This window comes from Mesorhizobium sp. 43Arga (assembly GCF_053714255.1).
Genome location: NZ_JBSKBO010000002.1, coordinates 190,917 through 213,624 on the forward strand (window position 1 = coordinate 190,917; position 22,708 = coordinate 213,624).

General features: G+C 62.9%; 23 protein-coding genes. 12 read left to right on the forward strand and 11 right to left on the reverse strand.

Annotated features, from left to right (window positions below; genetic code table 11):
- Positions 1-16 precede the first annotated feature (16 nt).
- Together ACWGS8_RS07265 and ACWGS8_RS07270 are read left to right on the forward strand one after the other, a co-directional pair.
- A complete protein-coding gene (locus tag ACWGS8_RS07265; protein WP_454580282.1) occupies positions 17-2,587 on the forward strand; it encodes a GcvT family protein in 2,571 nt (856 codons plus the stop codon).
- A 9-nt stretch (positions 2,588-2,596) separates the two neighbouring features.
- Positions 2,597-3,952 carry a M24 family metallopeptidase gene (locus ACWGS8_RS07270; protein WP_454580283.1) on the forward strand — a complete coding sequence of 452 codons (1,356 nt, stop codon included), beginning with the start codon at positions 2,597-2,599 and terminating at the stop codon, positions 3,950-3,952.
- Here ACWGS8_RS07270 and ACWGS8_RS07275 read toward each other — a convergent pair.
- Together ACWGS8_RS07275 and ACWGS8_RS07280 are read right to left on the reverse strand one after the other, a co-directional pair.
- Positions 3,917-4,744 carry a phosphate/phosphite/phosphonate ABC transporter substrate-binding protein gene (locus tag ACWGS8_RS07275; RefSeq protein ID WP_454580284.1) on the reverse strand — a complete coding sequence of 276 codons (828 nt, stop codon included), beginning with the start codon at positions 4,742-4,744 and terminating at the stop codon, positions 3,917-3,919. The genes ACWGS8_RS07270 and ACWGS8_RS07275 overlap by 36 nt on opposite strands.
- Positions 4,745-4,837: 93 nt before the next feature.
- Positions 4,838-5,848, reverse strand: a complete 1,011-nt coding sequence (locus ACWGS8_RS07280; protein WP_454580285.1) for a fatty acid desaturase — start codon at positions 5,846-5,848, stop codon at positions 4,838-4,840.
- 231 nt (positions 5,849-6,079) lie between these two features.
- Here ACWGS8_RS07280 and ACWGS8_RS07285 point away from each other — a divergent pair, with 231 nt between their 5' ends.
- Complete coding sequence (locus ACWGS8_RS07285; protein ID WP_454580286.1) at positions 6,080-6,937, forward strand: helix-turn-helix domain-containing protein; 858 nt, start codon at positions 6,080-6,082, stop codon at positions 6,935-6,937.
- Positions 6,938-7,070: 133 nt separating this feature from the next.
- Positions 7,071-8,093, forward strand: coding sequence for a betaine--homocysteine S-methyltransferase (gene bmt / locus ACWGS8_RS07290; protein WP_454580287.1), 1,023 nt, complete (start codon positions 7,071-7,073; stop codon positions 8,091-8,093).
- Between the two features lie 102 nt (positions 8,094-8,195).
- Here bmt and ACWGS8_RS07295 read toward each other — a convergent pair whose 3' ends face one another.
- From ACWGS8_RS07295 to ACWGS8_RS07320, 6 genes are all read right to left on the reverse strand, one after another.
- A complete protein-coding gene (locus ACWGS8_RS07295) occupies positions 8,196-8,465 on the reverse strand; it encodes a hypothetical protein (RefSeq protein ID WP_454580288.1) in 270 nt (89 codons plus the stop codon).
- Positions 8,466-8,673: 208 nt separating this feature from the next.
- Positions 8,674-10,782 (reverse strand): YfbK domain-containing protein, encoded by a 2,109-nt coding sequence (locus ACWGS8_RS07300; RefSeq protein ID WP_454580289.1) that lies wholly within the window; start codon positions 10,780-10,782, stop codon positions 8,674-8,676.
- A gap of 2 nt (positions 10,783-10,784) precedes the next feature.
- Positions 10,785-11,345, reverse strand: a complete 561-nt coding sequence (locus ACWGS8_RS07305) for an RNA polymerase sigma factor (protein WP_454580290.1) — start codon at positions 11,343-11,345, stop codon at positions 10,785-10,787.
- Positions 11,346-11,433: 88 nt separating this feature from the next.
- On the reverse strand, positions 11,434-12,171 hold the full coding sequence (locus ACWGS8_RS07310; RefSeq protein WP_454580291.1) for a dienelactone hydrolase family protein: 738 nt from the start codon (positions 12,169-12,171) through the stop codon (positions 11,434-11,436).
- Positions 12,172-12,276: 105 nt separating this feature from the next.
- Positions 12,277-12,963 (reverse strand): hypothetical protein, encoded by a 687-nt coding sequence (locus ACWGS8_RS07315; protein WP_454580292.1) that lies wholly within the window; start codon positions 12,961-12,963, stop codon positions 12,277-12,279.
- Between the two features lie 89 nt (positions 12,964-13,052).
- On the reverse strand, positions 13,053-14,627 hold the full coding sequence (locus ACWGS8_RS07320) for a trimethylamine methyltransferase family protein (RefSeq protein WP_454580293.1): 1,575 nt from the start codon (positions 14,625-14,627) through the stop codon (positions 13,053-13,055).
- Positions 14,628-14,916: 289 nt separating this feature from the next.
- Here ACWGS8_RS07320 and ACWGS8_RS07325 point away from each other — a divergent pair, with 289 nt between their 5' ends.
- Positions 14,917-15,615 (forward strand): corrinoid protein, encoded by a 699-nt coding sequence (locus tag ACWGS8_RS07325; protein WP_032930649.1) that lies wholly within the window; start codon positions 14,917-14,919, stop codon positions 15,613-15,615.
- A gap of 85 nt (positions 15,616-15,700) precedes the next feature.
- Here the strand turns inward: ACWGS8_RS07325 and ACWGS8_RS07330 are convergent, their stop codons facing one another.
- Positions 15,701-15,838, reverse strand: a complete 138-nt coding sequence (locus ACWGS8_RS07330) for an entericidin A/B family lipoprotein (RefSeq protein ID WP_019858698.1) — start codon at positions 15,836-15,838, stop codon at positions 15,701-15,703.
- A gap of 54 nt (positions 15,839-15,892) precedes the next feature.
- Between ACWGS8_RS07330 and ACWGS8_RS07335 the strand changes: the two genes are divergently transcribed.
- On the forward strand, positions 15,893-16,522 hold the full coding sequence (locus ACWGS8_RS07335; RefSeq protein ID WP_454580294.1) for a DUF1638 domain-containing protein: 630 nt from the start codon (positions 15,893-15,895) through the stop codon (positions 16,520-16,522).
- A gap of 10 nt (positions 16,523-16,532) precedes the next feature.
- On the opposite strand, the gene ACWGS8_RS07340 is transcribed toward ACWGS8_RS07335, so the two are convergent.
- Positions 16,533-17,459, reverse strand: a complete 927-nt coding sequence (locus ACWGS8_RS07340) for an NAD-dependent epimerase/dehydratase family protein (RefSeq protein ID WP_454580295.1) — start codon at positions 17,457-17,459, stop codon at positions 16,533-16,535.
- Between the two features lie 155 nt (positions 17,460-17,614).
- Between ACWGS8_RS07340 and ACWGS8_RS07345 the strand changes: the two genes are divergently transcribed.
- The 6 genes from ACWGS8_RS07345 (at position 17,615) to ACWGS8_RS07370 (ending at position 22,298) form a co-directional block, all read left to right on the forward strand.
- Positions 17,615-18,190 (forward strand): DUF4893 domain-containing protein, encoded by a 576-nt coding sequence (locus ACWGS8_RS07345; RefSeq protein WP_454580296.1) that lies wholly within the window; start codon positions 17,615-17,617, stop codon positions 18,188-18,190.
- Between the two features lie 86 nt (positions 18,191-18,276).
- A complete protein-coding gene (locus ACWGS8_RS07350; protein ID WP_454580297.1) occupies positions 18,277-19,059 on the forward strand; it encodes a formyl transferase in 783 nt (260 codons plus the stop codon).
- Between the two features lie 203 nt (positions 19,060-19,262).
- Entirely contained in the window at positions 19,263-19,565 is a 303-nt protein-coding gene (locus ACWGS8_RS07355) for a virulence factor (protein WP_010910012.1), read from the forward strand.
- Positions 19,558-20,154, forward strand: coding sequence for a methylenetetrahydrofolate reductase C-terminal domain-containing protein (locus ACWGS8_RS07360; RefSeq protein WP_454580298.1), 597 nt, complete (start codon positions 19,558-19,560; stop codon positions 20,152-20,154). The genes ACWGS8_RS07355 and ACWGS8_RS07360 overlap by 8 nt, the downstream gene beginning before the upstream one ends.
- Positions 20,151-21,242 carry a methylenetetrahydrofolate reductase gene (locus ACWGS8_RS07365; protein ID WP_454580299.1) on the forward strand — a complete coding sequence of 364 codons (1,092 nt, stop codon included), beginning with the start codon at positions 20,151-20,153 and terminating at the stop codon, positions 21,240-21,242. The genes ACWGS8_RS07360 and ACWGS8_RS07365 overlap by 4 nt, the downstream gene beginning before the upstream one ends.
- A gap of 81 nt (positions 21,243-21,323) precedes the next feature.
- A complete protein-coding gene (locus tag ACWGS8_RS07370; RefSeq protein ID WP_454580300.1) occupies positions 21,324-22,298 on the forward strand; it encodes a methyltetrahydrofolate cobalamin methyltransferase in 975 nt (324 codons plus the stop codon).
- Between the two features lie 79 nt (positions 22,299-22,377).
- On the opposite strand, the gene ACWGS8_RS07375 is transcribed toward ACWGS8_RS07370, so the two are convergent.
- Positions 22,378-22,638, reverse strand: coding sequence for a hypothetical protein (locus ACWGS8_RS07375; RefSeq protein WP_454580301.1), 261 nt, complete (start codon positions 22,636-22,638; stop codon positions 22,378-22,380).
- Positions 22,639-22,708 lie beyond the last annotated feature (70 nt).

The following is a 22,708-nucleotide window of genomic DNA, read 5'->3' on the forward strand; positions in this document are numbered from 1 at the left end:
AAACGGACCTATCTTCATGAAATCCCATGTAAAAGCGGTTGTCATCGGCGGCGGCGTCGTCGGCTGCTCGGTGCTCTATCACCTGGCCAAGGCCGGCTGGACCGACATCATGCTGATCGAGCGCTCGGAACTGACCTCCGGCTCGTCCTGGCACGCGGCCGGCGGTTTCCACACGCTGAATGGTGACCCCAACGTCGCCAAGCTGCAGGCCTACACCGTGCAGCTCTATAAGGAGATTGAGGAAATCTCGGGCCAGTCCTGTTCGTTGCATCTGACCGGCGGCGTGATGATGGCCGATACGCCCGAGCGCATGGACTTCCTGCGCCTTGCCCACGCCAAGGGCCGCTATCTCGGCATGGACACCGAACTGATCACGCCGTCCGAAGCCAAGGCAATGTTTCCGCTGATGGACGAGAAGAACTTCGTCGGCGCCATGTGGGATCCGGTCGAAGGCCATCTCGATCCGTCCGGCACCACCATCGCCTACTCCAAGGCGGCCAAGAAGCTCGGCGCCGAGATCGTGCTGCGCAATCGCGTCGTTGATCTCACGCAGCAGCCGGACGGCACCTGGAACGTCGTCACCGAACAGGGCACGGTCCACGCCGAGCATGTCGTCAATTGCGGCGGCCTGTGGGCGCGTGAGATCGGCCGCATGGTCGGCGTCGAGCTGCCCGTGCTGGCCATGGAGCACATGTACCTCCTCACCGAGCCGATGCCGGAGGTCGAGGAGTTCAACAAGTCGACCGGCCGGGAGATGATCGGCGTGCTCGACTTCAAGGGCGAGATCTACACCCGCCAGGAGCGCAACGGCATCCTGCTCGGCACCTATGAAAAGGCCTGCAAGCCATGGTCGCCGGTCAACACGCCGTGGGATTTCGGCCATGAACTGCTGCCGCCCGATCTCGACCGCATCGCGCCGTCGCTGGAGATCGGCTTCAAGCATTTCCCCGGCATCGAGAAGGCCGGCATCAAGCAGATCATCAACGGCCCCTTCACCTTCGCGCTCGACGGCAACCCGCTGGTCGGCCCGGTGCAGGGCCTGACCAATTTCTGGTGCGCCTGCGCGGTCATGGCCGGCTTCAGCCAGGGCGGCGGCGTCGGCCTCGCTCTGTCCAACTGGATGGTGCATGGCGATCCGGGCTTCGACGTCTGGGGCATGGATGTCGCCCGGTTCGGCGAATGGGCCGGCCTGCGCTACACCAACGCCAAGGTGCGCGAAAACTACTCGCGCCGCTTCTCCATCCGCTTCCCCAATGAGGAACTGCCGGCCGCACGCCCGGCGCAGACGACCCCACTCTACGACACCATGCTCGCCAACAACGCCGTCATGGGCGACTCCTGGGGTCTGGAAACCCCGCTCTGGTTCGCTCCGAAGGGCAAGGAGCCGAAAGACATCGTCTCCTTCCATCGCTCCAACGATTTCGGCCCGATCGGCGAGGAAGTGCGCGCCACGCGCGAGCGCGTCGGCGTCACCGAAATCGCCAACTTCGCCAAATACGAAGTGTCGGGACCGGGCGCCGAAGAGTTCCTCAACCGGCTGATGACCAATCGCATGCCGAAGACCGGCCGCATCGTGCTCACTCCGATGATCAACGAATTCGGCAAGCTGATCGGCGACTTCACCATCGCCAAGGCCGGCGAAGACCGCTTCATGATCTGGGGGTCCTCCGCCGCGCAGAAATACCACATGCGCTGGTTCGAGAAGCACTTGCCGAAGGATGGTTCGGTGCGCATTCACCGCTTCGACCAGACGCTGGTCGGGCTGTCGATCGCCGGACCAAAGTCGCGAGACCTCTTGCAGAAGCTGGTCGATGTCGACATCTCGACCAAGGCCTTCCGCTTCATGGATTTCCGCGAAATGGCGGTCGGCGGCGCACCCTGCCTGGTCAACCGCATCACCTATACCGGCGATCTCGGCTACGAGATCTGGATGGCGCCGGCCTACCAGCGCCTGGTCTATAAGGCGATCAAGGATGCCGGCGAGGAGTTCGGCCTGGTCGACTTCGGCATGCGCGCCCTGCTGTCGATGCGCCTGGAAAAGAACTTCCCGACCTGGTTCCGCGAGCTGCGGCCGATCTACGGACCGTTCGAAGGTTCGATGGACCGCTTCATCAAGCTCGAGAAGAACGACTTCATCGGCCGTGAGGCCGCTGCCAAGGAACAGGCGGGAGGCCCGAAACTGCGCCGCGTCTCCTTCATCGTCGACGCCGCCGATGCCGACGTCATGGGCGACGAGCCGATCTGGGCCAAGGTCAGCAAGGATTACGGCACGGTGGAAAAGCCGCATGGCTACGGCGCGCCGCGCTTCGACGACAAGGGTAAGGAAGTGCGAGGCTCCAAGGCCGCCGAAGGCGCGTCCGCCGTGCGCGGCGTCGTCGATGGCGACTGGCGCGTGGTCGGCTGGGTGACGTCGGGCGGCTATGCCCACTACGTCCAGAAGTCGATGGCGCAGGGCTACGTTCCTGCAGCCCTTGCCGAGGACGAAAGTGCCGGCCTGTTCGAGATCGAGATCCTCGGACACCGTCGCCCGGCGCGCATCAATGTCGAGGCGCCTTTCGACCCGAGCGGCGAGAAGATGCGGACCTGAGGTTCAGCCATGGACAGCGCGGCGCCAAAGGGCAGCTTCGGTCGCCATCGCAAGATCATGCCGTTCGAGCCCGGCTCGATCGAGGCGCTGCGCGAAGGCTCCCGCCAGAAAGCGGCTTCGCTCAACCAGCATGTGCTGGGCCATGGCGCGCGGGCTGAAGTGGAATGGGCGGCGGCGGGCATTGCCGCCCCCGATCTTCGGGCGATGCGCGAATACCGGCTGGAGCGCATCCGTGCCGAGCTGAAGCGGCGCGGCTATGCCGGCGCCCTGCTCTACGACCCCGTCAACATCCGCTACGCCACCGACTCGACCAACATGCAGCTGTGGGTGGCGCACAACCCGACGCGGCATTGTTTCGTCGCCACCGAAGGCCCTGTGGTGCTGTTCGATTATTTCTCCTGCGAGCATCTGTCCGACCATTCCGGCGTCGTCGACGACGTGCGGCCGGCGGTCTCGTGGATGTATCTCTATGGCGGCGAACTCACGGAGCAAAAGGTCCGCCGCTGGGCCGCCGGCATTGCCGAGCTGGTCAGGGAAAATGGCGGCGGCAACAGCCGCATCGCAGTCGATCACATCAACCCGGAAGGTGTCGAGGAACTCGCCCGTCTCGGCATCTCCATCGGCAATGGCGAAGCGGTGATGGAGAATGCCCGGCTGATCAAATCACCGGACGAAATCCTCGCCATGCGCCGCGCCATCGTCGCCTGCGAGGCTGCGATGGGCGAGATGGAACGGGCATTGAAACCCGGCATCTCCGAGAACGAATTGTGGGCCGAACTGCACCGCGGCAACATTGCGCGCGGTGGCGAATGGATCGAGACGCGGCTGCTGACTTCAGGCCCGCGCACCAATCCGTGGTTCCAGGAGTGCTCGTCGCGCATCATCGAAGCCGGCGACCTCGTCGCCTTCGACACCGACCTGATCGGCCCCTACGGCTTCTGTGCCGACCTGTCGCGCACCTGGCTTTGCGGCGACGCCAAGCCGACCAATGAGCAGCGCGACCTATTCCGCATCGCCGCCGACCAGATTAAACACAACACGCAATTGATGCAGCCGGGCATCTCGTTCCGCGACCTTGTCGAGCGCTCGGCCGTACCGCCGGGAGACTGCTTCCCGACCCGCTATGGCGTGCTCTATCACGGTGTCGGCCTGGCCGACGAATACCCGACCTTGCCGCATGCCACCGACTGGACGCCGGATACGCCGGACGGCGTGCTCGAAGCAGGGATGGTGCTGTGCGTGGAAAGCTATATCGGCAGGCTTGGCGGGCGCGAGGGCGTCAAGATCGAGGAGCAGATCCTGATCACCGAGACCGGCAACGAGCAGCTTTCAACCTACCCGCTGGATGCGAGGCTGCTCGGCTAGGCTGGCAAGGGCTTCACGCATTGCCCGGACTGTCTTTTCCGGTGTCGTCCTGGCGGTGATGAATGGCAGGCCCTTGCGCCGTGCCGTCCAGCCGACGATCACGACCTTGCGTGCCGCCGGTTCGAAACGCTGCGCCAGCGCCCAGCTTTCGCAGTCGATCGCGGCGATATCCGCCCTGCCCTCGGCAACGGTGACGATCGAAGCGCGATGACCTCCGCTTTCGCTGCGCGAGGAAAAGATATCAAGGCTTTCGCCAGCCGCCTGCAGATCGCGCGTTAGCCCGATCATGCCCGACATCGAATCCAGGCTGTTGAAGGTGAAGCGTTTACCGCGGAGCAGGTCGACCGGCAGCAAAGCTTTACCGTCCGCGGGCGAGCGGACTTCCGATCCCTCGCCTGTCCGCATCACCAGCGCGCTCGAATAGAGCTCGCCCTGCCCGCCTTCATAGGCGTCATAGCTCGGCTGGCCGATCACTTGCACATGGCTGGACAGGCCAAGTTCCATCGGCCCCCAGCAGGTCTGTGCGAACAGCAGCGCCGGATGCAGCCAGAGCTTGTGATAGTCGAGTTCATCCGGCGGCAATGTCGCAGGATCCGGCGCGATCAAGGCCCCCCGGGCATCGAATATGCCGCCCGGCACCGGGGGCAGATCGCCATTGCGGCGCACGATGGTTAGCGGCGCGTCGATGCCCTTTTGCCGGAAGGCATCGCGCAATTGCACCCATTGCGCATCGACCTCCCCGCGCATTTCGGGCCAGTCATACATGGGCAATGCCGCAATCGATTCACTCATGCCGATATCAAATCATCACGTCTGGAAAAAGGATCGCAAAAACGCGGCGTCCGATCAGAATTGGCCGACACGGAACCCGAGGGATGCCGCGAATTATTCCTTGGGCGGCTCGGCGGGCACCGGCGCAGTGCCGAGCCCATTGATGTTGCGCGCGCGGATGCGCGGCTTGAACGCCCGGCCGTGCTCGGGCGCGCGCCGCAGCGCTGGGTGCACGATCGGCTCCTTCGCCTTGAAGGCATAGGCTTTGATCAGCGCGAAATAATTCGGATAGGCATAGCCATTGTTCATCCGCAGCCATTCGTCGCGGCGCTCGCGAAACAGTTTCGGCAGCTTGTACCAGGCCACCGTGGGCGTCTTGTGATGGACGAAGTGCAGATTGTTGTTGAGGAACAGGAACGACAGCGGCGAACGCTCGATGATCACCGTGCGGCCTTCCGGATGTTCGGACCACTGATGCTCGGCAAAGGTGCGGATCGCGATCAGCGACTGGCCGAGCCAGACCGGCGCCAGAATGTAGAGCCACAGCGGAATGCCGAAACCGAACTGCACGACCGGCGCCACGATGGCGAGGCCGACCGCATGCAGCAGCCAGGCCTTGCGGATCGGCTTGTCACCGGCCATCATCTGCTTGAAATCGTCGATGAAGAAGCCGACGCAGGACAGCCAGGGGCCGAGGAAGAAACGGCCGGCCATGGTGTTATTGATCTTGAGCAGGAACTTCATCGTCGGCGGCAAATCGTCATGCTGCCACAGCGCCTGGTAGTAGCTTTCGGGATCGTCGAGCGGATCGGTCAGCCGCTCGTCGGCGTGGTGGCGCAGGTGAAGCGTCTTGAAGCGGCGGAATGGCCAGACCAGACCGATCGGCAGGAAGACGAAGGCCTCGTTGATCAGCGCGCTGCGCGTCGGATGGCCATGCAGCACTTCGTGCATGATCGACGACTGCAAGGCCAGGATAAAGCCGAGGAGAGCGAGCGCCAGGATGGGATAGGATGGCCAGAGCAGGAAACCGGTGGCGAGCCATGTTCCGTAACAGAAGATAGCGAGAACCACGGTAGGCCATTCAATGGCCGGTGCGTTGCGTCGCCTGATGCTCTTGCCTGTCATGCTATCGACCACTGTCCCTCAGTCGCCGGAACCCCAAACTGGTTCCTGACAGCATAGTGTCAGGAGAAACGATTCTACTCAACGCGACAAAGTATACAAAATGTTGCGATTGCGCATTTTTGACCGCACATGTTACACATTGTAAACAACCTTAGGGATTCATTTACGCCTGGGACACCTCGTCGGGCTGCTTCGGCGCAAATTTTTCCTCAAGATTCGGAGAAGCGGACGATGGACAAACGCGACCTGTCGGCAATTTTCCGGGAACGTCTGAAGCTGCTCCTGACACGCTCCGACCTCAACCAGTCGGCCTTCGCGTCAGCAGTCGGCATCGACCGCTCGGCGCTGTCGCAGCTGATGTCGGGCGCCTCGACGCGTCTGCCGCGCGCCGAAACGCTGCTCAATATCGCCGCCGAATTCAAAGTGTCGCTGGACTGGCTGCTCGGCCTCAGCCAGGACGAAGGCGTCACCGGCGAAATCCGCGAAAGCCTGGAGATCGAGGAAGCGCCCGATGGTTTCGACCGCACGCTGCTCGCCAAATGGTTCGCCGAGGCAGCGGGCACCAAGATCCGCTACGTGCCCGCCGGCATTCCCGATCTGCTGCGGACCCGCGCGCTGGTCGACTATGAGGCCAACATCACCAACAGAAGCCGGCTGGCGCAGGCCAGCGAGACGCAATACCGCATCGAATACAACCGGCGCCCTGAAACCGACATGGAAGTCTGCATGCCGCGCCACACGCTGGAGATCTTTGCACGCGGGCTCGGCGTGTGGGACCGTTTTCCCGAGGCCGACCGCCGGCAGCAGCTCGCCCATATGGCGACATTGCTCGACGACCTTTATCCGACTTTCCGGCTGTTTCTCTATGACGGCCGCATGCGTTATTCGATCCCGCTCACCATCTTCGGCCCCTACCGCGCCGCCATCTATGTCGGCGACATGTATGTCGTGCTGAACGCCACCCAGCCGGTCCAGGCGCTGACCCAGCATTTCGACAATCTGATCCGCGCCGCCGACGTCAACCCGCACGAGGCCGCCGCCTACGCCCGAAATCTGGCCGGCATGTCGTTCCCGTCAGGCTCTGTCTGATCGGCATTCTTTCGTGGTCATTGGCGAGCAAGGCCACGGACCAGGACCGCGATGCCGGCATCGCTATTTCATTGACTAGACATAAAGACTTCTTTATATCCTTATTCGAATTTGAAACACGAAGGCCAATCCGATGACCACCACCAATCCGATCGATGCCCTGCTGGCCGAAAAGGGCGTGCTGCTGGCCGATGGCGCCACCGGCACCAATCTGTTCGCGATGGGCCTGGAGGCCGGCGAGGCGCCGGAGCTGCTGAACGAGACGGCGCCCGATACCATCACCAGCCTGCACCAGAATTTCGTCGATGCCGGCGCCGACATCATCCTGACCAACTCCTTCGGCGGCACCCGCCACCGGCTGAAACTCCACCATGCGCAGGATCGCGTCCATGCGCTCAACAAGCGCGCCGCCGAGATTGCCCGCGCCGTCGCCGACAAGGCTGGCCGCAAGGTGATCGTCGCCGGCTCAGTCGGCCCGACGGGTGAATTGCTGGTGCCGCTTGGAGCCATGACCTATGACGAGGCGGTCGACGCCTTTGCCGAGCAGATCGAAGGCCTCAAGGAGGGCGGCGCAGAAGTCGCCTGGATCGAGACCATGTCGGCCCCCGACGAGATCCGCGCCGCCGCCGAAGCCGCGATCCGCGTTGGTCTCCCCTACACCTATACCGGCTCCTTCGACACCGCCGGCCGCACCATGATGGGCCTGCTGCCGAAGGACATCCATGGCGTCGTCGACGGGCTGTCCGAATCGCCGCTCGGCGTTGGCGCCAATTGCGGCGTCGGCGCTTCCGATATCCTGGCGTCGCTGCTCGACATGACCGAAGCGAAGCCGCAGGCGACCGTGATCGTCAAGGGCAATTGCGGCATTCCCGAATTCCGCGGCACCGAGATCCATTATTCCGGCACGCCGGAACTGATGGCCGACTATGTGCGCCTCGCTGTCGATGCCGGCGCCAAGATTGTCGGCGGCTGCTGCGGCACTTCGTTCCAGCACCTCGCCGCCATGCGCAAGGCGCTCGACGCCCACACCAAGGCCAGCCGTCCGACGGTCGAGACGATCATCGAGCGCATCGGCCCGATGCGCAACAAGGTGGCGACGGAAAACACCGCCGAGACCAGCGAAGCCCGCCGCGAGCGTCGTCGCGGCCGGGCCTGAAGCAATTCCAGGAAAAGTGTGGAACGGTTTTCCCGGGAAAAGCGCGTAGCGCTTTCCCTTGGGAGTTGCGTCAAGACAGAGAGATGAAGCGATACATTTCGATTATTCGCTGTTGTCGGCATAGCTCGACTGCGCCGACTTGAAATCGACCACATTGTCGCCCCGCATCATCATCAACGCGCCGGAAGAAGCCGGATCGGTGATCTGTTCCAACATGGCGCGGAAGCGGTCGTTGGTGAGCGCCGACATGGCGGTGTGACGCGCCTGCGCGACATCGTCGCTGATGCGTCTGGATTCGGCTGATGGGGCTGACGAAACCGGCGAAGTGTCCCGAGCCGGCGGCGGCGAGTTGGCGATAGTCCTGATCTGCAATTCCCGCTCCCTCAAGCCCTGTAAACATGGCCGGTGTAGCAACAGGGAGTTGCGATCAGGTACCGGAAATACCGCGCAATTTAACGATCCGAGGATTCCGAAAAAAGGCCGGCAAGGGAAAGATCCCTCGCCGGCCTGCCTCACCCGCCCGTGGGCCGGTTTCCCTGTCAGAACGATCCCATCTGAAGGAAACCGGCCGTCATCGCCACTACCGGTTACCGCCCAGCGCCGAGGCAAGGCGCACAAGCGAGAGGAACTCGGACCTGTACCCAAACGGGTCGGCTCCTCGGGCGGCGGTGGCAATCTCCATGATCTTGTCGTAGCCGAACTTCGCGGTCGCATCCTCGTCGCGCAGCTTCTGGCCGAAGGCGGCGACCGAGACGGAGAAACGCTGGTCGGTGCTGGCCTGGTCGAAGGACGCCACCTCGTTGGCCGAGGTCACCGGCGTGGTGATCAGCTTCGAAACATCCTCGTTCGGCAGCTTGTAGCGGATCTTGACGAAGGCATATTCGTCCGCATTGGCGACGCCGCCATTGTTGACCGTGGCCTGGCCATAGCGCAGCGGGTCGATCTGTTCGCCACCACTGCCCTTCGGCGTGATCTCGTAGATCGCGGTGACCGAATGGCCCGAGCCGATATCGCCGGCATCGACGCGGTCATTGTTGAAGTCCTCGCGGTTGAGCGCCCGGGTCTCGTAGCCGATCAGGCGGTATTCCGAGACCTTGTTGGGGTTGAACTCGACCTGGATCTTTACGTCCTTGGCGATCGGGAACAGCGTCGAGGAGGCATCCTCGACCAGCACCTTTTCAGCCTCGGCCAGCGTGTCGATATAGGCGGCGGTGCCGTTGCCGTTCTGGGCGATGGTCTGCATCATCTGGTCGTTCAGATTGTCGTGGCCGAAGCCGAACACCGACAGGAAGACGCCGCTCTTGCGCTCCTGCTCGATCAGGCGCTTGAGATCATCATCGTCGCTCTGGCCGACATTGAAGTCGCCATCGGTGGCCAGCATCACCCGGTTGACGCCGTCCTTGACGAAGGATTGCTGGGCAAGCTTGTAGGCTTCCTTGATGCCGGCCTCGCCGGCGGTCGAACCGCCCGGCTGCAGATTGTCGATGGCATTGAGGATCTTGTCCTTCTCGGCAGCCCTGGTCGGCATCAGCACGGTGCCGGCCTCACCGGCATAGGTGACGATCGAGATCGTGTCGTCCGCCCTGAGCTTGCTGACCAGCAGCCGGAACGCCGACTTGAGCAGCGGCAGCTTGTCCGGCTCGTCCATCGAGCCCGAAACATCGATCAGGAAAACCAGATTGGCCTTGGGCTGTTCGGTCGGCTTGATGTCGAAGCCCTTGATGGCGACATGCATTAGCTTGGTGTGCGTGTTCCACGGCGTCGGCATGACGCTGACGGTCGAGTTGAACGGCGTCGACGCCGAGTCCGGTCCCTTCCAGTCATAAGGGAAGTAGTTGATCATCTCCTCGACACGGACCGTGTCGGCCTGCGGCACGGCCCCTTCCTTCAGCGAACGGCGCACAAAGGAATAGGAGGCGGTGTCGACATCGATCGAGAAGGTCGAGACCGGATCTTCCAGCGCGGCATGCACCGGATTGGTCTTGAAATCCTGGACGCGATTGCGGTTTTCTTCCTGCGGCGCGATCTGATCCGCCGGCGCCATGGTCGGCTGCGGCGCCATCAGCTTGGATTCGGCAGCTGGCACGCGGGTGAGCCGCGACGTGCTCGGCGCATTGGTGCTATCCAGCGTGAATTCACCTGTCGGCGCCGGCGGTGCCGGCTCGGTCACTACCGCGCGTTCATTGGCAGTCTGCTGAGCAGTACCGCCGGCCTGGGCCGATTCGGATTTCGGCGGCGAAGCCGGCGCTACAAGCACGCCGGTCGCGTCGCGGCTCTCGACATCCGCGTCGGCCTTCTTGTCCTTCGCCAATTCGGTCGGAGCTTGCTTCGGCTCGGCCGGCTTCAACGTCGCCGGCTTGTCGGCCAGTGTTTCGGTGATCTTTTCGTCGCCGCCGAATTTGGCCGGCTGTTCCCTCAGCAGTTGGAAAGTGGCGTATCCGGCGATCGGCAGGGCGACGAGCCCTGCAAGGGCCGGCGTGGCAATGAGTTTCTTTTGCATGATCTCGCTCCAGAGCTTTTGTGCTCGCTCTGTGAGACGAAGGCCGCCGACCGATCCTTGGGTGACGGCAGAAATATTTCCTTGGTCATAGGCGTGCAGGGCGGCTTCGAAGGCGCGCGCCTTCGCGTTCTCGGCCGGCGCCGGTGCCGCAATATCGCGCAGTCTGTTGAGTTCGTTGTCGTCGACCATGGTCACACTTCCCCGGCTGAGCGCATCAGCGTCTTCAGCCGTTTCTTCGCTTCATGGATGTGCCAGGAAACCGTCGTCTCCGAGATCGCCATTGCCTCGGCGGCGGCGGCATGGCTCAAGCCCTCGCCGTAGACCAGCAGCACGGCGTCGCGCTGCTTGTCCGGAAGCTGCCGCACGGCGGCCCACAGCGCCTCGGCCGGATCATCGCTCTCGGCCGGGGCCTCGCCCGAAATCAGCGCATGGACGCCATAGGCCTCGGTCTTGACGGTCTCGCGCGCGGACTTGCGCATCATGTCTCGCGCGGCATTCATCGTCACGGAATAGAGCCATGTCGTGAAGGCGCCGCCGCCGCGATAGTCGCGGATTGCCTTGCCGAGCCGGACGCAGACTTCCTGGGCGATGTCTTCGGCATCGGCCTTCTTGCCGCACCAGCGATAGGCGGCGCGATAGACGAAGTCGTAGTGGCGTTCCAGCAATTTGCTGAAGGCCCCCCTGTCTCCGCCCTTCGCCCGCCCAATCAATTCGGCGTCGGAGGCTTCGCTCTCATCCAGCATCATCGCCATCATTTGCCTGTTGGACGAAGGCTAATGGCTAATCCTTGGGATGATGGAAAGATTTTTTTGGCAAGCGGCCTCCCCATCTACGGAAGCCCTACCCCAGCGTCTCCGCAAACAGCATGATCAGCCTTTGCCAATGCCGTTCGGCGCCGGCTTGGTTGTAGACGCTGTGGTCTGGCACGCACCAGCCATGCGCCATGCCGACATAGTTCTCGATGGCGTGGTCGACTTCGGCATTGCGCAATGCTTCCGCCAGCCGCGTCGACTGCTCCGGCGGGAAACTCCGGTCGACGCCGGCCATACCGACATAGACACGCGCCCTGATGGCGGCTGCCTTGCGGTGTGGGCTGTCGGCGGCATCGCTTGCGAGATTGCCGCCATGGAAACTGGCGGCGGCCTTGATCCTGTCGGGATAGGCCGCGGCGGCGTTGAGCGCCCGCGCTCCGCCCATGCAATAGCCGACAGTGCCGATCGGTCCGGTAATGCCTTCGCCGACGAGCGCATCGAGAAAGGCTGCGCTGTCGCTGATGGTCATCTGCTGTGTCGTGCCGGTGACCAGTGCCATCAGCGCTGCCTTGGTGTTTTCCTCGGTGAAGGCGGTCCTGGCATCGAACGGACCATAGGGCGCGTTGCGATGGAAGAGATCAGGCACCAGCACCGCATAACCCTCGCCCGCCAGCCGCTCGGCCATGCCATCGAGCGCCGGACGCGGACCGAAGGCATCCTGGTAGAGAATGACGCCGGACTTGGCTGGGGAGGTCTTGGCCGAGCGATACAGGCCCGCCTTCGCCACGCCGTCACGGGTCTTGATCCTGAGGTCCTGCTTCGCCATTGCCTGCTCCGTTTGCCAGATGCGCGATACATATCCACGCGGCCCGCCACGGCAAGGCATTCCCTGGGGGTACTCGTCAACATTTCGTGCGGGATCGCGTGACGATCACAGGCCGGCGAATGCCGCCATGTGAAAGGCCTGAACATCCGGCGGATAGCGATATTCCGTGCCATTGGGACAAGCGTTGCGATCGAGGCAGCCGGCGCTCCGGCACGGTTCGCCATTTCCTCCCCGTACATGCGCCAGGCAGGCCTGATAGGCGAAGCCTTCCGTGGAATAGGCATCGACCGGACAGGATTTCAGGCAGGGTTTCTCGACACAGGCGTCGCAGAGATGAATTGCCTCGCCGTGCTCCGGAAGCGCGATCTCGTCCTCGAACAGCAAAGCACCGCGATAGGCATGCCAAAGCCCGTATCGCGGATGCATGAGAATGCCGAGCGGCGACGGTTTTAGCCCCTCTGCCCGAACAGCCCATTGCTGGAACGGCAGATAGGGCTTGTCGGAGGGCGAAACGGCGCGCGCGCCAAATGCGTGCGCCACATCGCCGATGACCTGCCGCGACCAGCTGTCGAGCGGATTGACGATTTGCTGTGGCTGCTGCTCCCGCCAGCGCAGGAAATGCGGCCAGGGCGCCGCCCCCGCCTGCCCGACCAGCAGCACGGATTTCACCAAAGCGCCCGAGGCGCCATAAGGAGCATCCTCGCCGTCAGAGAAAACAAAGCCTCCGCGCAGGACGAGGCCGTTGGCCGAAAGCGCGGCCGTGATCTCTTCGATCATGCCGCGCGCGATCATCCCTTCTGGTCCGGATCGGAGAAGGCGCTCCGCCAGACTTCCTTGTGGATGATGTTGGCGACTTTAGCCCCGCCTGACTCGGGCTCCTTTCAAGTGAAGGCGTCGGGCATAGACCCCTTCTTCCTGGCGATGAACTCCTTCAGGGCCTCATCGATGCTCGGATCGAGATGCGGCGCCTCGTAGCTTTCCAGCCAGCGGCGAGCGAGCTCATTGGCACGCTGCGGCGCGGTCTTCTCGCCTTCGGCCAGCCACTGTTCGTAGGAATTGTTGTCGGCGATGCTGGAGCGGTAGAACGCTGTCTGGAAATTGGCCTGCGTGTGGTCGCAGCCGAGATAGTGGCTGCCCGGCCCGACCTGACGGATGGCGTCCATCGCCTGGCCGTTCTCCGACAGGTCGACGCCTTCGGAGAATTTCTGCTGCATGCCGAGCTGGTCGATGTCCATCATGAATTTTTCATAGCAGGACGCCAGCCCGCCCTCGAGCCAGCCGGCCGAGTGGAGGACGAAGTTGGTGCCGGCAAGGATCGTCGAGTTCAGCGTGTTGGCGCTTTCATAGGCGGCTTGCGCATCTGGAACCTTGGACGCGCACAGCGAACCGCCGGTGCGGAATGGCAGGCCGAGGCGGCGCGCCAGCTGGGCCGCGCCATAAGAGACCAGCGACGGCTCAGGCGTGCCGAAGGTCGGCGCGCCCGACTGCATCGAGATCGACGAGGCGAAGGTGCCGAACAGCACCGGCGCGCCCGGACGGATGAGCTGCGTGAACGATGCGCCGGCCAGCACTTCGGCCAGAACCTGCGTCAACGTGCCGGCGACCGTCACCGGGCTCATCGCCCCGGCAAGGATGAACGGCGTGACGATGCAGGCCTGGTTGTGGCGCGAATAGACTTTCAGGGCGCCGAGCATGGTCTCGTCGAACACCATCGGCGAGTTGGCGTTGATCAGGCTGGTCAGCACGGTGTTGTTCTCGACGAAATCGTCGCCGAAGACGAGCTTGGCCATGGCGACAGTGTCCTCGGCGCGTTCCGGCGCGGTCACCGAGCCCATGAACGGCTTGTCCGAGTATTTTATGTGCGAATAGATCATGTCGAGGTGGCGCTTGTTGACCGGCACGTCGACCGGCTCGCACACCGTGCCGCCCGAATGGTGGATCGACGGCGCCATATAGGCGAGCTTCACGAAATTCTGGAAATCCTCGATCGTCGCGTAGCGCCTGACACCGTCAAGGTCGCGCACAAAGGGCGGGCCATAGACCGGCGCAAAGACAGTAGCATTGCCGCCGATCTGCACCGAGCGCTCGGAATTGCGGGCATGCTGGGTATAGACGGACGGCGCGGTCTTCAGCAGCGAACGGCAAAGACCCTTCGGGAAATGCACGCGCTCGCCCTTGACGTCGGCGCCGGCCTCTTTCCAAAGCTGCAGCGCTTCGGCGTCGTCACGGAAGATGATGCCGATCTCCTCGAGCACCGTATCTGTGTTCTTCTCGATCAGCGCGAGGCCTTCCTCGTCGAGCACCTCGTAGATGTTGATCTTGCGCTTGATGTAGGTGAGCTGCGTACCGGGTCCGCCGCCGGAACGCGCGGCACGCCTGGCCGCCGCTCCGCCGCTAGCGCCGCGCCCACGCCGTGCGTTTGACGCTTCCTGGTCGACTGCCGCGTGTTCGCTCATGATCGCTCTTCCCTGAATATGGCCTGGCCTGACGATGGCTGGTCCGTAGCCTTTGCGGCCGCATGGCGCGGCTTTCGCCGGATCGTAGCCATGCACCCTATTCGAAACGGCCCGTCCGCGCCAACGCCTGTCGCAAAATCGACAAGAAAACCAGTAGATTTTCCAGTCGCTTTCCTTTTGCGGGAAGTCGCAAATCAGCTATGGATAGCCGCCCGTTGCGGGTTAGGTATGAACGCTAATATTTTGTGCCTTGCGACACTGTCGCGATGCCGTGAGGAGCTGGATAAAAATGTCCGACGACGAGATCATCCTTTCTGAACTTTCCGACGACGAGTTGGTGCAGCAGATGCACGACGACCTTTATGACGGGTTGAAGGAAGAGATCGAGGAAGGCACGCGCATCCTGCTCGAGCGCGGCTGGGCGCCCTACAAGGTGCTGACCGAGGCGCTGGTCGAAGGCATGCGCATCGTCGGCGAGGATTTCCGCGATGGCATCCTGTTCGTTCCCGAAGTGCTGCTGTCCGCCAACGCCATGAAGGCCGGCATGTTCATCCTGCGTCCACTGCTCGCCGCCACCGGCGCGCCGAAGCAGGGCAAGATGGTGATCGGCACCGTCAAGGGCGACATCCACGACATCGGCAAGAACCTCGTCGGCATGATGATGGAAGGCGCCGGCTTCGACGTCATCGATCTCGGCATCAACAATGCGGTCGAGAAATATCTCGACGCCATCGAGCAGCATCAGCCCGATATTATTGGCATGTCGGCGCTTTTGACCACGACCATGCCCTACATGAAGGTCGTCATCGACACGATGAAGGAAAAGGGCATTCGCGACGACTATGTCGTGCTGGTCGGCGGCGCGCCGCTCAACGAGGAATTCGGCAAGGCCGTCGGCGCCGACGCCTATTGCCGCGATGCCGCGGTGGCGGTTGAAACCGCCAAGGATTTCATGAAGCGCAAGCACAACGTCCGCGCTTCCGCCTGACCCAGGGCATCAGGATGGACCGACAAGAAAAGCCGCGCCTTGCAGCGCGGCTTTTTTGTTCCCAGATGATGGACGAGGCTGCCGATCAGTTGGCAACAGTGTCTTTGACCGCCCTTGCCGTCGATTTGACATCCTTGCCGACACCGCGAATGGTGTTGGCGCAGGCGGTGAGTGCAAGTGCGCAGGCAAGGATGGCTATCGGCGCGATGCGTAGCAGTTTCATGGATGGTGTCTCCCTCGACAGATAAATTAGCCCCGCAGCGAAAGCCGGCTCGACTTGGTCAAGACGCAAAAAACGAAACCGAATCAAACAGACAGGCTGCTAGTCATCGCCTGCGGGATGATTGCGCGCGAGGTATTGGCCGTCAAGGAACAGCTCGGGCTCACTCACCTTGAACTGACCTGCCTGCCTGCCGAGTTTCATTTTTATCCCGACCGCATCGCGCCCGCCATGGACCGAGCGATCGAGAAGGCCAAGGCGGAGGGTTATATCAACATCTTCGTCGGCTATGCCGATTGCGGCACCGGTGGGCTGCTCGACCGCGTCATCGAGAAGCATGGCGTCGAGCGTATGGCCGGCCCGCATTGCTTCGCCTTCTATCAAGGCATGGAGGCCTATGCGAAGGTCGCTGACGACGACATGATGTCCTTCTATATGACGGACTTCCTGTGCCGCCAGTTCGACGCCTTCTTCATGAAGCCGCTCGGCCTCGACAAGCATCCCGAGCTGATCAAGGACTATTTCGGCAATTACGAGAAGCTGGTCTATCTCGCCCAGACCGACGACCCGGAACTCGACAAGGTCGCGGAAAAGGCCGCCGCCCTGCTCGGCCTTGCCTATGAGCGGCGCGCGACCGGTTATGGCGACCTGACGGCGGGAATGGCGCAGGCGGCAAAGGTCGCCTGATCGCAAGGCGCTAGGCGGCCTCCTCCTCCTCCGCCCTTAGCGCCGCCAGCACATCGGCAAAGCTCGCCTTGCAGACAAAGCCCAGCCGGTCTCTTGCCCGCGAGGCATCATACACCCGGTCGATGGAGGAAAACATCGTCCAACCCTTTCGCGCATAGAGCGCCGGAAAGGCGGGGAAATAGCGCGCGACCACCGACGGCGCATCGGCGATCAGCTCGGCACAATCATCAGGCCGAAACGGCGTCGGTGCACAGACGATAAAAATGTCGAAGCCAAGCTGTGATGCCTTCTCCAGCGCGGCGACATGGGCTTGCGCCGCATCTTCCACTGTCAGCCGCCGGAACAGCAATTCATTCGCCTTGGTGTTGGCATCAGACTGTTCGATCGCATGCGCCATATCGTCGGCTTCGGGAAAGAAGCGGGCGGTGCGCAGCACGACCACCGGCAGGCCATGCTGCAGATGGTAGAGGCGGCAAAGATCTTCGGCCGAGAGCTTGGTGACACCATAGATGTTGCGCGGCTCGGGCGACATCTCTTCCGTCAGCCAGACGGCCTTGCGAGCACCGCCCTTGAAGCCGTCGCGTATCGCCTGCGAGATCATCAGGGAAGTGGTCGAGGTGAAGACGAAGCGCTTTACGCTGCTCGCCACCGCGGCGTCGAGCAGGTTCAGCGTGCCTTGCACGTTGGTGGCGACGAAATCGCTGTTGGCGCGGCTCCCTATATTGGGCTTGTGCAACGCGCCGCTGTGAATGATGGCTTCGATTCGGTTGTCTCCGACCGCCCGCATGACCAGATCGCGATCGGCGATCGAGCCGATCATCTGCGTTTCCACAGAAGGGACAGGGTCGAGGCCGATCACCTCATGGCCAAGCGCGCGCAAGCGCGGCGCCAGCACGCTGCCCAGCCCACCCGACGATCCCGTGAGCAAGATTCGCATGCGTCACACCATGATTTCTGACAGCGACGCTGTTAAGCACAGATGACAGGCGCGAGCGACCGGATAAAATCAGACATCGGCCGGCGACGGCGCCGCTCCAGACATCAACTGCCATTTTTATTGACTGCCATTTTACAGGTTCAGGGAGTTTCCAGATGATCCTTCGTCCCCTTTTCACCGCCATCGGCCTGCTCTGCTGCACCCTGCCCGCCCTTGCCGACGGCCAGGTGCAGAAGCTGATCACGCCTGCCGACAAGGTCCGCCTCGACAAATATGACGAGACGCGCAAGGCGGCGCTTGCCGAGGCGAAAGCGGGCAGCCCGGCCGAGGTCAAACAGCTCGATGCCTTGCTGGCGAAGCCATTGGTGTCGTTCTCCGACAAGGACCTGACCGGCAACTGGAAGTGCCGCACCATCAAGGCAGGCGGCTTGAGCCCGCTCGTCATCTATGGCTGGTTCAAATGCAAGGTGACTGACGATGGTTCCGGCTGGCGGCTTGAAAAGATCAGCGGCTCGCAGCGAACCCAGGGCCGCCTTTTCGACGATGGCGAGAAGCGCGCCATCTATCTCGGCTCCGGCTCCGTCAACAACGATCGGGCAAAACCCTATGGCAGCGGTCCGCAGATCGACCAGGTCGGTTATGCCTTCCGCACCAGTGCCAGCGAATGGCGCATCGAACTTCCCGCGCCCTACTACGAATCGAAGCTCGACATCATCGAGTTCAAGCGCTGAGCGTGGTCATCAAGATTTAACCCCATTCCGGCACAAATCCGGCCAGCATGCGGCAGCCGGCCGCGTGCAAGGCAGGAAAGCGGGCCATGTCTTCACCGGTTGGAACCAGCGCGCCGATCGTCGTCGTGACCGGCGGCGGCCAGCATGTCTGGGCCATGATCAACGCCATCACCGATCGCGTTGGTCCTGTCAGCGTCATCCTCGAAACCCCTGAATCCAAAAAGCAATTGCTGCGTGGCCGGGCTCGACGCCAGGGTTGGGTCTCGGCCATGGGCCAGCTTGGCACGATGGTGCTGAGCAGGTTGGGCAAGCGGCTTCTGGCCAGCCATGGCGCGCGATTGATCGCGGAGGAGAAGCTTGAGGTTGAGCCGCGACCGGGTCAGGAGATCATCCAGGTGGCTTCGGCCAATGGGCCTGACTGCCTGCACGCGATCCAGAAGATCCAGCCAGGCGTCGTGCTGCTCAACGGTTGCCGGCTGATCTCGGCTGGGATGCTGAGCAAAATGCCCTGCCCCGTGCTCAACTACCATGCAGGCATCACGCCGAAATATCGCGGCATGAATGGCGGCTATTGGGCTCTGGTGTCAGGCGATGCGCAGAATTTCGGCACGACCGTCCATCTCGTCGACGCTGGCGTCGACACTGGCGGCGTGCTGAAGCAGGCGCGCGGCAGATCGAAAAAAGGCGACACCATCTCCAGTCACGCGCTCCGCCAGGCGGCGTTCTCGCGCGACATCTGCGTCGAGGCCGTCAGCGATGCACTGGCCGGAAAACTCACGACCTTCGATCCCGGCCTGCCTTCCAAACAATGGTATCACCCGACGATCTGGTTCTACGTCTGGACGGGCCTCAGAACCGGAATCTGGTAGGGTCTCATCAGCCCGCAGCCGCACAGGGCCAGACGGCTTTTCGGGCACGCCGACCCTGCCGCCGACGCGCGCCGCGAACGAATAAACACGCCTTTCATTTTACGACATTGAAATGCGTCGCTTTTGAATGCGCGCGCGTCGTCCCATAACAAGCGGGTCCATTGCGCATCCGGCAATGCTCTGAGAACGAGGAGCGAGAATTCATGGCCGATCTTATCGTCGTCTACTGGCGCGACATCCCTGCCCAGGTCATCGTCAAGAAGGGCCGGCAGAATGCCAAGCGCGAGCTGCCACTGCGCTTCACCGAGGCCATCGACATGTGCGCCATGCGCACCGGCGCCGGCGGCACCGACGACTATCTGGCCGAATGGCGCAAGGCCGATCCCGTTCCGGTCGGCGACGATCTCGAAGCCGAGGTCGAAAGGGCTTTCCAGGACCTCGACGCGAAATATGACCGCGAGCGGCTGGTCGCTCTGGTCAAGGCGGGCGGCAAAGAAAATGTCTGAGAACCAACCGACTGTTACCCAGGCCACCTTGGTCAAGAAGGCAGCGCCGAAATCCGACTACAAGCCGGCCGACGTGTCGCCGCAGCGGCGCGTGCAGCGCTCCTTCGCGGTGAGATTGTGGTCGATCCGGCATTCGCGCCTGCTCGAATGGTTCTATTCCCGTTTCGCCGACATGTTCCTGCTCCTCCATCCTCTGTGGAAGGGCATCGGCTACGGCCGCGTCGAGGCTCCGATCAAATTCGTCGAGAAGCGCGTCAAGGGTTTCATGTTCGACTGCCGCATGTGCGGCCAGTGCATCCTGTCCTCGACCGGCATGTCATGCCCGATGAATTGCCCCAAGCAGCTGCGCAACGGCCCCTGCGGCGGCGTGCGCGCCAATGGCAATTGCGAGGTCGAGCCCGATATGCCCTGCGTCTGGGTCAAGGCCTGGGAAGGCTCGCAGAACATGGTCAACTCCGACAAGATCCTGGCCGTGCAGAAGCCGGTCGACCAGTCGCTGCGCGAAACCTCCGCCTGGCTGCGGGTCACCGCGCAGGCGGCCGCCGCCCGTGAGACCGCGGCCGCGCCAAAGACCGGAGCCGCCGCATGAGTGCCCGTCAGCGCGACGAGAACCCGGCGGGCATTCACCTGCCGCTCGATCCCCTGCCCGGCCATTCGTCCCGCGGCCGGCTGGAGCGCGTGCTGCGGCGCGGCGAATTCGCCGTGACGACCGAGCTCAACCCTCCCGACAGCGCCGATCCGGAGGACGTTTACAACCGGGCCAAGATCTTCGACGGCTGGGTCGACGCCATCAACGCCGTCGATGCCTCGGGCGCCAATTGCCACATGTCCTCGGTGGGCATCTGCGCGTTGCTGACCCGCATGGGCTATGCCCCGATCATGCAGATCGCCTGCCGCGACAAGAACCGCATCGCCATCCAGGGCGACGTGCTGGGCGGTGCCGCCATGGGTGTCGCCAACATGCTGTGCCTGACCGGCGACGGCGTGCAGGCCGGCGACCAGCCCGGCGCCAAGCCGGTGTTCGACCTCGATTCCATGTCGCTGCTCGAAACCGTCCGCATCATGCGCGACAACGGCAAGTTCCTGTCCGGCCGCAAGCTGACGACGCCGCCTCAGGTCTTCCTCGGCGCTGCCGTCAATCCGTTCGCGCCGCCCTTCGACTTCCGCCCGATCCATCTCGGCAAGAAGATCGCCGCCGGCGCGCAGTTCGTGCAGACGCAGTATTGCTTCGACGTGGCGATGTTCAGGACCTTCATGCAGCGCGCGCGGGACTTGGGGCACACCGAAAAAGTGTTCGTCCTGTGCGGCGTCGGCCCGCTCGCCTCGGCCAAGACCGCCAAGTGGATCCGCTCCAACGTGCCCGGCATCCACATCCCGGATGCTGTCATCAAGCGGCTGGAAGGGGCGCAGGATCAGAAGAAGGAAGGCAAGCAACTCTGCATCGACATCATCAACGAGGTGAAGGAAATCCCCGGCATCTCGGGCATCCATGTGATGGCCTACCGCCAGGAGGAATATGTTGCCGAGATCGTCGATGAATCGGGCGTGCTGAAGGGCCGCCAGCCCTGGAAGCGCGAAATCCGCCGCGACGACCAGATGGTTGCCGACCGCCTCGACCACATCCTGCACGACGAGATTACCGAAACCCAGGTGGATATGGTCAAGACCGCGCATTGATCCGCGCGGAGGACCACCATTCGCTTGATCGAAAAGAGATAACGATATAAAGAACTCTTTATATCACGACGGAGAGATTTCATGACCCGGACCATCGTTGCCTCGGCGACACGAGAAATCATCATCGGCTTCGACCAGCCCTTCTGCGTGATTGGCGAGCGCATCAACCCGACCGGCCGCAAAAAGCTCGCCGCCGAGATGGTGGCCGGCAATTTCGAGACCGTCATCAAGGACGCGCTGGAACAGGCCGCCTGCGGCGCCACCATGCTCGACGTCAACGCCGGCGTCACCGCGGTCGACCCCAACGCCACCGAGCCGGCGCTGCTGGTGCAGACGCTGGAGATCGTCCAGGGCCTCGTCGACCTGCCGCTGTCGATCGACAGCTCGGTCACCGCCGCGATCGAGGCGGCGCTCAAGGTCGCCAAGGGCCGCCCGCTGGTCAACTCCGTCACCGGCGAGGAAGAAAAACTCGAAGCCATTCTGCCGCTGATCAAGAAATACAACGTCCCGGTCGTCGCCATCTCCAATGACGAGACCGGCATTTCGATGGATCCGGACGTGCGCTTCGCCGTCGCCAAGAAGATCGTCCAGCGCTGCGCCGATTTCGGCATTCCCGCGCACGACGTCGTCGTCGACCCGCTGGTCATGCCGATCGGCGCACTGGGGGACGCCGGCCGCCAGGTGTTCGCACTGCTGCGTCGCCTGCGCGAAGAGCTCAAGGTCAACACCACCTGCGGCCTGTCCAACATCTCGTTCGGCCTGCCGCATCGCCATGGCATCAACGCCGCCTTCATCCCGATGGTGATCGGCGCCGGCATGACATCAGCCATCATGAATCCGGTGCGTCCGCAGGAAATGGAAGCCGTGCGCGGCGCCAACGTGCTCAACGGCACCGACGAGAACTGCACCAACTGGATCAGGACCTACAAGGACTACAAGCCGGCCGAAGGCGGCCATGCGGTCGCGGCGCCGACGGCGGTCAATGCGCCAGGCGATGGCGGCGGCAATGGCGGTCGCCGCCGTGGCGGCCGTGAAGCCCGCATGGGTCGGGGGTAAGCGCGCAATCGTGAACCGGACTGCAAACCAGGCTGGACCGATCGCATCATCGATGCGGTCGGACGCGTCTGCTTTATGGTCAGGCGACGCCCAATATGGCGTCGAACAACGCCATTCCCGCCCACGATCCGGATATGCCTGTCACGCCGCCTATGACGAAGTCATCGTCATAGGCGGGCCACAGTCCGTTGAGCAGCAGCACCGCGACAATCGCGCCGAGAATTCCGGTGGCCAGATATTGCGGATTGCGCAGCCACGGCCCCTTCAGCAGCCGCACCATGGTAAAAGCGGTGAATATGCTGGACAGCAGGAGATCGGACATGATTGGCCTCTGGACCATCAGACACTCCGCCCAATAATGAAACGATCCGTTAAACGGTATCGACAATCCCTTCCGAGACACGTGTACG

What these genes read in the sequence shown, in the direction of transcription:
- ACWGS8_RS07375 (WP_454580301.1), bottom strand. Translation starts at nt 22,638, where the DNA reads ATGGTCCAGAGGCCAATCATGTCCGATCTCCTGCTGTCCAGCATATTC.
- ACWGS8_RS07315 (WP_454580292.1), bottom strand. Translation starts at nt 12,963, where the DNA reads ATGATCGCGCGCGGCATGATCGAAGAGATCACGGCCGCGCTTTCGGCC.
- ACWGS8_RS07345 (WP_454580296.1), top strand. Translation starts at nt 17,615, where the DNA reads ATGATCCTTCGTCCCCTTTTCACCGCCATCGGCCTGCTCTGCTGCACC.
- ACWGS8_RS07330 (WP_019858698.1), bottom strand. Translation starts at nt 15,838, where the DNA reads ATGAAACTGCTACGCATCGCGCCGATAGCCATCCTTGCCTGCGCACTT.
- ACWGS8_RS07320 (WP_454580293.1), bottom strand. Translation starts at nt 14,627, where the DNA reads ATGAGCGAACACGCGGCAGTCGACCAGGAAGCGTCAAACGCACGGCGT.
- ACWGS8_RS07340 (WP_454580295.1), bottom strand. Translation starts at nt 17,459, where the DNA reads ATGCGAATCTTGCTCACGGGATCGTCGGGTGGGCTGGGCAGCGTGCTG.
- ACWGS8_RS07365 (WP_454580299.1), top strand. Translation starts at nt 20,151, where the DNA reads ATGAGTGCCCGTCAGCGCGACGAGAACCCGGCGGGCATTCACCTGCCG.
- ACWGS8_RS07265 (WP_454580282.1), top strand. Translation starts at nt 17, where the DNA reads ATGAAATCCCATGTAAAAGCGGTTGTCATCGGCGGCGGCGTCGTCGGC.
- ACWGS8_RS07305 (WP_454580290.1), bottom strand. Translation starts at nt 11,345, where the DNA reads ATGGCGATGATGCTGGATGAGAGCGAAGCCTCCGACGCCGAATTGATT.
- ACWGS8_RS07280 (WP_454580285.1), bottom strand. Translation starts at nt 5,848, where the DNA reads ATGACAGGCAAGAGCATCAGGCGACGCAACGCACCGGCCATTGAATGG.
- ACWGS8_RS07270 (WP_454580283.1), top strand. Translation starts at nt 2,597, where the DNA reads ATGGACAGCGCGGCGCCAAAGGGCAGCTTCGGTCGCCATCGCAAGATC.
- ACWGS8_RS07275 (WP_454580284.1), bottom strand. Translation starts at nt 4,744, where the DNA reads ATGAGTGAATCGATTGCGGCATTGCCCATGTATGACTGGCCCGAAATG.
- ACWGS8_RS07360 (WP_454580298.1), top strand. Translation starts at nt 19,558, where the DNA reads ATGTCTGAGAACCAACCGACTGTTACCCAGGCCACCTTGGTCAAGAAG.
- ACWGS8_RS07325 (WP_032930649.1), top strand. Translation starts at nt 14,917, where the DNA reads ATGTCCGACGACGAGATCATCCTTTCTGAACTTTCCGACGACGAGTTG.
- ACWGS8_RS07285 (WP_454580286.1), top strand. Translation starts at nt 6,080, where the DNA reads ATGGACAAACGCGACCTGTCGGCAATTTTCCGGGAACGTCTGAAGCTG.
- ACWGS8_RS07350 (WP_454580297.1), top strand. Translation starts at nt 18,277, where the DNA reads ATGTCTTCACCGGTTGGAACCAGCGCGCCGATCGTCGTCGTGACCGGC.
- ACWGS8_RS07355 (WP_010910012.1), top strand. Translation starts at nt 19,263, where the DNA reads ATGGCCGATCTTATCGTCGTCTACTGGCGCGACATCCCTGCCCAGGTC.
- ACWGS8_RS07370 (WP_454580300.1), top strand. Translation starts at nt 21,324, where the DNA reads ATGACCCGGACCATCGTTGCCTCGGCGACACGAGAAATCATCATCGGC.
- bmt (WP_454580287.1), top strand. Translation starts at nt 7,071, where the DNA reads ATGACCACCACCAATCCGATCGATGCCCTGCTGGCCGAAAAGGGCGTG.
- ACWGS8_RS07310 (WP_454580291.1), bottom strand. Translation starts at nt 12,171, where the DNA reads ATGGCGAAGCAGGACCTCAGGATCAAGACCCGTGACGGCGTGGCGAAG.
- ACWGS8_RS07300 (WP_454580289.1), bottom strand. Translation starts at nt 10,782, where the DNA reads ATGGTCGACGACAACGAACTCAACAGACTGCGCGATATTGCGGCACCG.